Annotated in this window: 7 protein-coding genes and 1 pseudogene; 3 read left to right on the top strand and 5 right to left on the bottom strand. The window is 66.5% G+C overall.

The window, feature by feature from the left end:
- Positions 1 to 129: 129 nt before the first annotated feature.
- Positions 130 to 1,188, bottom strand: coding sequence for a 3-deoxy-7-phosphoheptulonate synthase (locus F1735_RS31420; protein ID WP_167240678.1), 1,059 nt, complete (start codon positions 1,186 to 1,188; stop codon positions 130 to 132).
- Positions 1,189 to 1,375: 187 nt separating this feature from the next.
- Between F1735_RS31420 and F1735_RS31415 the strand changes: the two genes are divergently transcribed.
- Complete coding sequence (locus tag F1735_RS31415) at positions 1,376 to 3,064, top strand: alkaline phosphatase D family protein (RefSeq protein WP_167240674.1); 1,689 nt, start codon at positions 1,376 to 1,378, stop codon at positions 3,062 to 3,064.
- A gap of 70 nt (positions 3,065 to 3,134) precedes the next feature.
- Here the strand turns inward: F1735_RS31415 and F1735_RS31410 are convergent, their stop codons facing one another.
- The 4 genes from F1735_RS31410 to F1735_RS31395 all read right to left on the bottom strand — a co-directional run bounded on the left by F1735_RS31410 (position 3,135) and on the right by F1735_RS31395 (position 7,325).
- Positions 3,135 to 4,259: a HupE/UreJ family protein gene (locus tag F1735_RS31410; RefSeq protein ID WP_167240676.1), complete on the bottom strand. Its 1,125-nt coding sequence runs from the start codon at positions 4,257 to 4,259 to the stop codon at positions 3,135 to 3,137.
- The gene (locus F1735_RS31405) at positions 4,259 to 5,470 is read right to left on the bottom strand and encodes a hypothetical protein (RefSeq protein WP_167240672.1); all 1,212 of its coding nucleotides are present in this window, start codon (positions 5,468 to 5,470) and stop codon (positions 4,259 to 4,261) included. Before F1735_RS31405 ends, F1735_RS31410 begins: the two co-directional genes overlap by 1 nt.
- A 91-nt stretch (positions 5,471 to 5,561) precedes the next feature.
- Positions 5,562 to 5,798, bottom strand: a complete 237-nt coding sequence (locus F1735_RS31400; RefSeq protein ID WP_167240670.1) for a hypothetical protein — start codon at positions 5,796 to 5,798, stop codon at positions 5,562 to 5,564.
- Positions 5,799 to 5,819: 21 nt separating this feature from the next.
- Positions 5,820 to 7,325 (bottom strand): DUF4331 domain-containing protein, encoded by a 1,506-nt coding sequence (locus F1735_RS31395; RefSeq protein ID WP_167240668.1) that lies wholly within the window; start codon positions 7,323 to 7,325, stop codon positions 5,820 to 5,822.
- Positions 7,326 to 7,445: 120 nt separating this feature from the next.
- Between F1735_RS31395 and ybiB the strand changes: the two genes are divergently transcribed.
- Complete coding sequence (ybiB, locus tag F1735_RS31390) at positions 7,446 to 8,435, top strand: DNA-binding protein YbiB (RefSeq protein WP_167240666.1); 990 nt, start codon at positions 7,446 to 7,448, stop codon at positions 8,433 to 8,435.
- Positions 8,419 to 9,244, top strand: a pseudogene (gene cobA / locus F1735_RS31385) (uroporphyrinogen-III C-methyltransferase). The gene ybiB and the pseudogene cobA overlap by 17 nt, the downstream one beginning before the upstream one ends.
- Positions 9,245 to 9,284: the final 40 nt, after the last annotated feature.

Below are 9,284 nucleotides of genomic sequence, written 5' to 3'. Positions count from 1 at the left end.
CCCCCCCCCGCCCCCCCCCCCCCCCCCCCCCCCCCCGGCCCCCCCCCCCACCCCCCGGCCGCCCCCCCCGCCCCCCCCCGCCCCCGGGCCCCCCCCCCCCGCCGCCCCCCACGGCTCTGAGGGGGGGGCTTACGGACGCTGCAGCAGCTCCGCGTGGGCGGCGCGCAGCATCTTCTCGGTTGCATCCCAGTCGATGCAGCCGTCGGTCACCGAACAACCATACTTCAATTGCGACAGATCGGCCGGAATCTTCTGGTTGCCGCCGACGATATTCGACTCGATCATCACGCCCACCAGCGACTTGTTCCCGTGCCGGATCTGCTGCACCACGTCCGACATCACCAGCGGTTGCAACTCCGGCTTCTTGTAGCTGTTCGCATGCGAGCAGTCGACCACCAGGTTGGCCGGCAGCTTGGCTTTTTCAAGCGCCTGCTCCGCAATCGCGATCGACACCGAATCGTAATTCGGACGTCCGTCGCCGCCGCGCAGCACCACGTGCCCGTAGGCGTTGCCGCTGGTGCGCACGATCGACACCGTGCCCTGGCCATTGATGCCCAGGAACGAGTGCGGATGCGCCGACGACAAAATGGCGTTGATCGCGATGCTGATGTCGCCATCGGTGCCGTTCTTGAAACCGACCGGCGTCGACAAGCCCGACGACATCTCGCGGTGCGTCTGCGATTCGGTGGTGCGCGCGCCGATCGCGGTCCAGGCGATCAGGTCGCCCAGGTACTGCGGCGAGATCGGGTCGAGCGCTTCGGTGGCGGTGGGCAGGCCCATTTCGCAGACGTCCAGCAGGAAGCGGCGCGCCTTTTCCATGCCTTCGTCGACGCGGAAGGAATCGTCCATGTGCGGGTCGTTGATATAGCCCTTCCAGCCGGTCGTGGTGCGCGGCTTTTCGAAATACACGCGCATCACCAGCAGCATGGTGTCGGCCACTTCGGCCTGCAGCGCCTTGAGGCGGTGCGCATAGTCGATGCCGGCCACCGGGTCGTGGATCGAGCACGGACCGACGACGACGAACAGGCGCTTGTCCTTGCGGTCGATGATGTCGCGCAGGGCGGCGCGGCCCTGCATGACCGTGGCGAACGCGCTGTCGGTCAGGGGAAGGCGCTTGTGCAGCTCTTCCGGGGTCGGCATGGTCGCGAACGACGTGACGTTGGTATTTTCGATGTCTGGAGTAGTTATCATGAAGGCTGCTTTTTCTCGTGTTTTTCGGCGTGGATACGGGAGTTTAGCCCGAATCGGGCGCTCTTGCACAAGCTGCATCAAAAGCCGGCCCGGTCTGCACCGCCGCAGTCATCGTTTCTGTCATCAGCGAGTCATGTCGCCCGTTTAAGCTTGCCGGCTTCTCAACTGCCTATCACGAGCTGTCATGACCCAACCGAATTCGCGCCGCAAATTCCTTCGCAACCTCTCGCTCGGGACCGTCGCGGCGTCCGGCGTCGCACTGGCCGGCTGCGGCGGCAGCGATGGCGGCGACATCGATGTCCGCTTCGCGCACGGCGTCGCCAGCGGCGATCCGCTGAGCGACCGCGTCATCCTCTGGACCCGCATCAGCACCGCCGCCAGCGGCGACATCGACGTCAATTGGGCGCTCTCCGAAGACAGCAACTTCAGCGTCATCGCCGCCAAAGGCAGCACCAGCACCGGTCCGGCGCGCGACTACACCGTCAAGGTCGACGTGACCGGGCTGGCCGCCAACCGCGCCTATTACTACCGCTTCGAGGCCTACGGCGTGGCTTCGCCGGTCGGCCGCACCAAGACCATCGGCAGCGGCAACCTGGCGCAGGTCAAGCTGGCGGTGTTCAGCTGCACCAACTACCCGGCCGGCTACTTCCACGTCTACGCCGAAGCGGCAAAACTGAACGACATCGACGCCGCCATCCATCTGGGCGACTATATCTACGAATACGCCAAGGACGGTTACGCGGCCAAGGACGCCGAAGCGATGGGCCGCGTGTCGGTGCCGGCCAACGAGATCATTACCCTGAGCGACTACCGGCGCCGCTATGCCCAGTACCGCGCCGACAAGGACCTGCAGGCGCTGCACGCGCGCATGCCCTTCATCACCGTGTGGGACGATCACGAACTGGCCAACGACACCTGGCGCGAAGGCGCGGAGAACCACGACCCGGCCACCGAAGGCCTGTTCCTGGCGCGCCGCCAGATGGCGATCCAGGCCTACAACGAGTGGATGCCGATCCGCCTGCCGGACGCCAGCAAGCCCGATCGCATCTACCGTTCCTTCGACTTCGGCAACCTGCTGTCGCTGCACATGCTCGACACGCGCGTGATCGGGCGCGACAAGCAGCTCGCTTATCCGAGCTACGTTGGCGCCGGCGGCGCGTTCGACGGCGCCGCCTTCGCGGCCGACGCGGGCAACCCGGCGCGCCAGTTGATGGGCCTTGAGCAGACCAACTGGCTCAAAGGCCAGATGAGCAAGTCGAGCGCCACCTGGCAGATGCTGGGCCAGCAGGTGCTGATGGCGCGCATGAACCTGCCGGCCCCGCTGGTGCTGGGCGCAATCGGCTTCGGCGCCTACGTCGCGCTGCTGGCAAAAGCGAAAAGCGCGCCGGCCAGCTTGAGCGCGGCCGAACAGCAGATCCTGGCCCAGCCATCGGTGCCGTACAACCTCGATGCGTGGGACGGCTACCAGGCCGCGCGCGAAACCGTGCTGGCCACCGCCAAAGCGCTGGACAAGAACCTGGTGGTGCTGGCCGGCGACACGCACAACGCGTGGGCCAGCGACCTGGCCGACATGAACGGGCAGGCGGTCGGGGTGGAGTTCGGGGTGTCGTCGGTGACCTCGCCGGGTTTTGAGGAGATCTTCAAGAACGAAGATCCGGCGCTGGTGGCGGCGGGCCTGGAACAGATCATCGGGCCGCTGGTGTACGCGGAAACGAAGTCGCGCGGCTTCATGGTGGTGTCGGTGACGCCGCTGGAGGCGCGCGCCGAGTACCGTTTTGTGAGCACGGTCAAGTCGACCAGCTACACGGTCGTGCCAGGCAAGGTCCTCAAGACGCTGCCGGGCGCGGCCAACCGCAAGCTGGTCGCGGCATAACGCTGGACAAAAAGGGGGACCAGGCGCACGGTGGAATGCGGCTGCGTCCCCAACACCACGCACTGACTCATTACACGGGCAGCACCTTCATGTCGAAGGCGCGCTCGAACAGCCATACGCCGGCAATCAATGCGATGGCCACCGAACCGGTGCTCATCAACTGGCGGTAGAACCAGGTGCGGCGCGTCAGGAATGCCAGCGGCAGGAACGCCGCCACAATCGCCAGCTGCCCCAGTTCCACGCCCACGTTAAAACCGGCCAGGCTTAGCACCAGCGCGCCTTGCGGCAGTCCCAGGTCGGCCAGCACGCCGGCAAAGCCGAAGCCGTGAATCAGGCCGAACGCAAACGCCGCCAAAGGCCGCCGTCCGCGAAACAGCGGGTACAGGTTGTTCACCGCCGCCAGCACCACCGAGGCCGCAATCGCCGACTCCACCCAGCGCGACGGCAGCGACAGCACCTGCAGGCTGGCCAGGGTCAAGGTCAGCGAGTGCGCCAGCGTGAACGCGGTCACCACCTTGAGCACGTCGATAAAGGCCGCCCTGAGGGTTTGCGCCTGTTTCATCGCGAGCGGCGCGATCACCGCCGGCAGCAGCAGCGAGAGCAGGAACAGGATGTGGTCGAAGCCGATCCAGATATGCCAGACGCCGTGCTTGACGTAGCCGGCGAACTGGGCGAACTTGCCCGCTGCGCGCAACGACAGGTCCTGGCGCGCCGCCTCCGGGCTGAAGATGGCCGTCGAGGTGGCGCCGTCATGTTCCAGCTTGACCAGGCCCTTGTGCTGCGGATCGAGGTCGGCGAACAGGCCATAGCTAACGCCCAGCGCCGCGCCGGCGGCGGGGCAGGTGGCGCGAAAACGCAGCACCGTGTAGGCGCCGTCGGTGTGATTGTCGATCAGTTGCTCGCCGGCGACGATGGGGCAGGGGGCGTCGCCGCTGGTGAGCGCCAGGCGCGCCAGCGCGTAGTTGGCGATGGCGTCGTGCTGGCTGCGGATTTCATCCCAGGTCAGCGCGCCATCGCCGTTCTGGTCAAGGTTCAGTGCAAAATCGAGGTCGCGCAGGGCGATGTCCCATTGGCCGCTGATCTGCTGACCGTCGACCTTGAGGGTCAGGTAGCTGTCGCTCGGCTTGTGGGCACGCGCCGGCGCGGCTACCAGGGCCAGGGCCAGCGCCAGGAGGGCCAGGAAGCCGCGGCCCATCACGCGCCCGCCTTGATCTGCTTGATCTGCTTGACCAGGCGCGCCACGGCCACGTCTTCCAGCGCATGTTTCGCGACCCAGTCGATGACCGGTGCGGCGGCGGCCTTGTCGCCCGCTTTGGCGGCCGCTTCGAGCAGAATGATCATGTCGGCCGACTCCTTTTGCACCGCCCAGTTTTGCTGCGCCAGCGCCAGTGCGGTCTTGGCGTCAGCGCGGATGTGCAGTTCGTAGCGCGCCTGTTCGCGCTGGTGGACGGTGTCGCCGCGCCGCATGGCGGCCTCGAAGCGTGCCTTCAGTTCGGCGTCGGCAGCGCGCAGCTGAGCGCCGGCACCCGCGCCCGCGCCCCCCTGGCGCAGGGCCAGCGCATGGCGCAGCAGCAGGGCGTCGATGCGGGCGTGGTCCTTGACGAGCGCAATGACCTCGGGCGCGCGCCGCTGTTCCAGCAAAAAGTCGGCGTAGGCGCCGAGCAGGTAGCTGTCGCGCGGGTCCAGCGCCAGCGCGCGCTTGAAGCGTTCTTCGGCGACCCTGGCGTCGCCGCGCCGCTGCGCCATTTCGCCGAGCAGGGTCAAGACCCAGACCCGCATGCCGGCGTCGGCTTCCTGGTTGCGGCGCAGGGTCATCTCGAGCAGCGCTTCGCTTTTGGCTGCACGTCCGCTCATGGCGCCCACATTCGCCACGCAGGTAATCGTCACCAGTTCGGTCGACAGCGACGACAGGCGCGCGCAGCTCGCGGTGGCGGCCTGGTAGTCGCCGCGCACGGTCTGCACGATCGCGCGCGTGAGCCAGGCTTGCGGGTTGGCCGGGTCGGTGGCGACGATGGCATCCAGGTCGCCCAGCGCTTCGGCGAAGTGGTGGGTGCTTTGCAGCAGGATGGCGCGCAGCAGGCGCACCTCGGGCGGGGGCGCCGCCATCGACCACCACGGCGCCAGCGCGGCCTGGGCGTAGCCGAAGTAGCGCGGATCGGTTTCCTGGCGCGCTACCGCGATATAGCGCTGCGCGGTGCGGGTGGCCAGCGCCAGCTCGCGCGGATTGGCGGCCAGTTGCGCGCGCAGGCTCGCCAGTTCGCGCTGGACCGGGTCGGCGCGGCGCGGCAGGCGTTCGAGCACGGCGCCGCCGCTGGCCGGAATGTGCGGCGCGCCTTGCGCCAGCGGCGCCAGCAGCGCGTACGCCAGCAGCGCGGGCGCGGTAAGGCGTGCGAATCGGGTCGGCATGGTGTATTCCCGGTGCGTGAGAATGTTCTGTTTTTTTTGGGGGACGAACGCCGGCCGGAAAGAGCTTCCCGGCCGGTTGGACTGCGGGTGCTTACAAGGCCGCCGGTTCCGTGTCTTCCGGCGCGGTGCTGGCGATGGCGTCGATGGCGACCGCTTCGCTGTCGTCCGGCATGGCCGCCACGGTCGTCTTCACCGTGGTGAAGAAGGCATCGGCGACAGGGCCGGGCGGCGGTGGCGGTGTCGGCACGTCCGGCGGCGACGAGGTGTGCGTGTCGCTGCCGCAGGCGGTCAGCAACAGCATGGCGCAGATCAGACTGAGTTTTTTCATGGTGCTCTCCTGATGTGGTGATTACTTCTGTGGCGAACCAGGGATCGGCGATTTGAGGTACGGGAAGGCGGTGCCCACCATCGTCTCGTCCAGATACGCGCCATCGGTAAAGCGCAGCGCGCCGGCCGGGGCATCGCTTGGCGCGCAGCCGATATTGATGGTACACAGCTTGCCCATGACGACGCGCAGCGCCACGTCGACCACATCGTCGCCCGGACGGCGGCCGTTCGGGAAGCCGGCGTTGTCGCCTTCAATCACGCCGAGTCGTTTTTGCGCGCCCGGCGCGGTTGGCGCGATCGAGGTATTCAAGCGCAGCATCTCGGACGCGGTGACGGTCTTCGGCTGGTTCACGCCCTTGATCCCGGTCAGGAAGGCGGCCACCAGGTCGTTGCGCGGGAAGTTGGTCGGGGCCTTGGCGCCGGCGCTGCCGTACAAAATCTCGACCAGGGCGGGCAGGGTCGGGTTGGTGACGTAGTCGGCGAACTGGGCGTCGGCCGCTGGCTTGCTGTGGTTGAACCGGTCCTTGTCTTTCAGGCCGATGACGACTTCATTGACCAGCGGCATGCCCAGGCGCGATACCTGGACCCAGGCGCCGCCTTCTTTCGACACGTCGGCATCCGATTTCGGGGTCGGGTTGATCAGGCGGCCCTGGCGCAGGCTGGCCGTGGTCCAGCCGCCGATGACCGGGTCGCCGGCGGTGGCGTTGAGCAGGCACGAGGTCGGCACTTCCATGCTCAGGGTGGTCACATTCTTGTTGGCCAGGTCATCCTTCGCGCCTTTTTCGGCGTTGGCGCTGAACTCGACGGCCGGGGCCTTGATGTTGATCAGGTCGAACGTTTCGCCGAGGTTGACGACGAACGGATCCTTGCGCTGGCCGACGAACAGCTTGCCTGGCGCCGTGCAGCCGGGGATGGTGACGTTGTACAGGTGGCGGGCGGCGTAGGCGTCGTAGTTGGGAATCGACTTGTTGCCGATGTTGTCCAGCGGCTTGTCGAAGGTGGTGCCGCCGCCGTCGGCGTTGGCGACGACGGCGCGGGCGCCGCCGCGACGGTCGCCGCGCACCACGGTGACGGTGAACGTTTCGCGCACATTGGCGCCGGCGGCGTTGGCGTCGGCGATCGGGCCGCCGTTGATCACCAGCGGAATCGAGACTTTTTTCCCGCCCACGGTCAGCTGCGTATCTTTATTGGTATTCTTGAAGCGGAACTGGAAGGTGATGTCTTCCTTGGCGTCGCCGTTATTATCGACATGGATTTCGTAGAGCGCGTCCGGGTCCATCATGAAGTAATTCGGGCCGCCGTAGGCATCCTGCAGCGGCACATAATTGGCGATCAGCGTTGTAAAATCGCTGCGGCCGGCCTGGTAACTGCGGAACATGTAAAAGTCGGTGGCGTCGATCTTCGGATTGCGCGTGATGAAAGGCGCTTCCCGGTGGCTCGATGCGAATGCCGACGGCGCGAATGCGCAGGCCAGCAGGTTGCCTGCCAGTACCGCGCCGATGGTCGCCCGTAGTCTCATCTGATTCATGTTGCTCTCCTCGTTATAGGTTTTCACACTGATGTGTATGCAGATATACGCGGCGCTCTCGTCGCCGGATTCACTTTATGCCAAATATATTTTTATAGACGCAGTGTTAAGCTGAACTCCATGAACAAAACAACCGAACCATTCCTGGCCGCTACTTTCATCAAAGAAATCGGGCGCGGCAAAAAAGGGGCGCGCAGCATGACGCGCGAAAACGCGCAGGCGCTGTACGGCGCGATGCTTGACGGCAGGGTGTCCGACCTGGAACTGGGCGGCATTTTGCTGGCGATGCGCATCAAGGGCGAGTCGGTGGACGAGATCGCCGGCTTCCTGGACGCGGCCGAAGCCTCGTTCGAGGCGCTGGTGGCGCCGGCGGGTGCGTACGCGCCGGTGCTCATTCCGAGCTACAACGGGGCGCGCAAGCTGGCCAACCTGACCCCGCTGCTGGCGCTGCTGCTGGCGCGCGAAGGCGTGCCGGTGCTGGTGCATGGCGTGAGCAGCGATCCGGGGCGGGTGACGAGCTTTGAAATTTTGCGCGACATGGGATTCGAGGCCGCCGCTTCGGCCGCCGAGGTGCAGGCCGCGTTCGCGGCGGGCAAGCCGGCCTTCATGCCGATCGAGATGCTGGCCCCGAAGATGGCGCAGTTGCTGTCGCTGCGCCGCATCCTGGGCGTGCGCAACTCGACCCATACCCTGGTCAAGATCTTGCAGCCATTCGCCGGGCCGGCCTTGCGGCTGGTCTCGTACACGCATCCGGAATACCTGGAGATGCTGGGCGAATACTTCACGACCATCGCGCGCGAAGGGCGGGGCGACGCTTTCCTGATGCGCGGCACCGAAGGCGAAACCGTGGCCAACGCCAACCGGGCGCAGCAGATCGACTGGTTCCACGAGGCCGAACGCACCGTGCTGGTGCAGCGCGATGCACCAACGGATGACGTGGCCGAGGGGCCGGCCGAGCGCGACGCGGCCACGACGGCGGCCTGGATTCGCCGTGCGCTGGCGGGCGAGGTGCCTGTACCGCCATCCATTGCCGAGCAAGTGGCACAGTGCTTGCTAGTTTCAAAGTCAATACAAGCAAACACGGGTGCGCATCATGGAGAGCAACGGTAAGGTTTATCTGCTTGGGGCCGGTCCGGGCGATCCGGAACTGCTGACCTTGAAGGCGGTGAAAGCGATCGGCGCGGCCGACGTGCTGCTGGTGGACGACCTGGTCAACCTGGCGATCCTGGCGCACGCCGCGCCCTCGGCGCGCATCGTACCGGTGGGCAAGCGCGGCGGCTGCCGCTCGACGTCGCAAGAATTTATCGAACGGCTGATGGTGGCCGAAGCGCGGGCCGGACGGCAAGTGGTGCGGCTCAAGGGTGGCGACCCCTTCATTTTCGGGCGTGGCGGTGAAGAGCGCGCACCTGATGGCCGAAGGCATCGAGGTCGAGGTCATCAACGGCATCAGCAGCGGGCTGGCGGCGCCGTCATCGATTGGCGTGCCGCTGACGCACCGCGACTGGAGCTCGGGCGCGATATTCGTGACCGGCCACGAGCGTGGCGACGAGGCGGGCAGCGCCCGCACGCCCGACTGGGCCTTGCTGGCGCAGACCGGGCTGACCTTGGTGATCTACATGGGCGTGGCGCGTTGCCGGCAGATCCAGGCGGCGCTGCTGGCCGGCGGCAAGGCTGGCAGCACGCCGGTGGCGGTGATCCAGTCGGCGACCGGCGCGGCGCAGACGCAGCTGCTGACGACCCTGGCGGATTTGGCGGACGACCTTGCCGTGTCCGGCCTCGGCAGTCCCAGCATCATCGTGATTGGCGACGTGGTGCGCTGCGCCGACATCGCGCCCGACCGGCCTGACTTTTCCTACGCTGCGCAGAGTTTCACCCGGCCCACCAGCTTCAAACTCCTACAACCGGGGGCAGAGCTTTAACTTGCAACAAAAGTGTTGCAAGTTAAAGCTCTGACCCCGG

The sequence above is a fragment of the Massilia genomosp. 1 genome, from assembly GCF_011682185.1.
Taxonomy (GTDB): domain Bacteria; phylum Pseudomonadota; class Gammaproteobacteria; order Burkholderiales; family Burkholderiaceae_D; genus Telluria_A; species Telluria_A rubra.
This window is presented reverse-complemented; position numbering and strand designations above follow the sequence as displayed.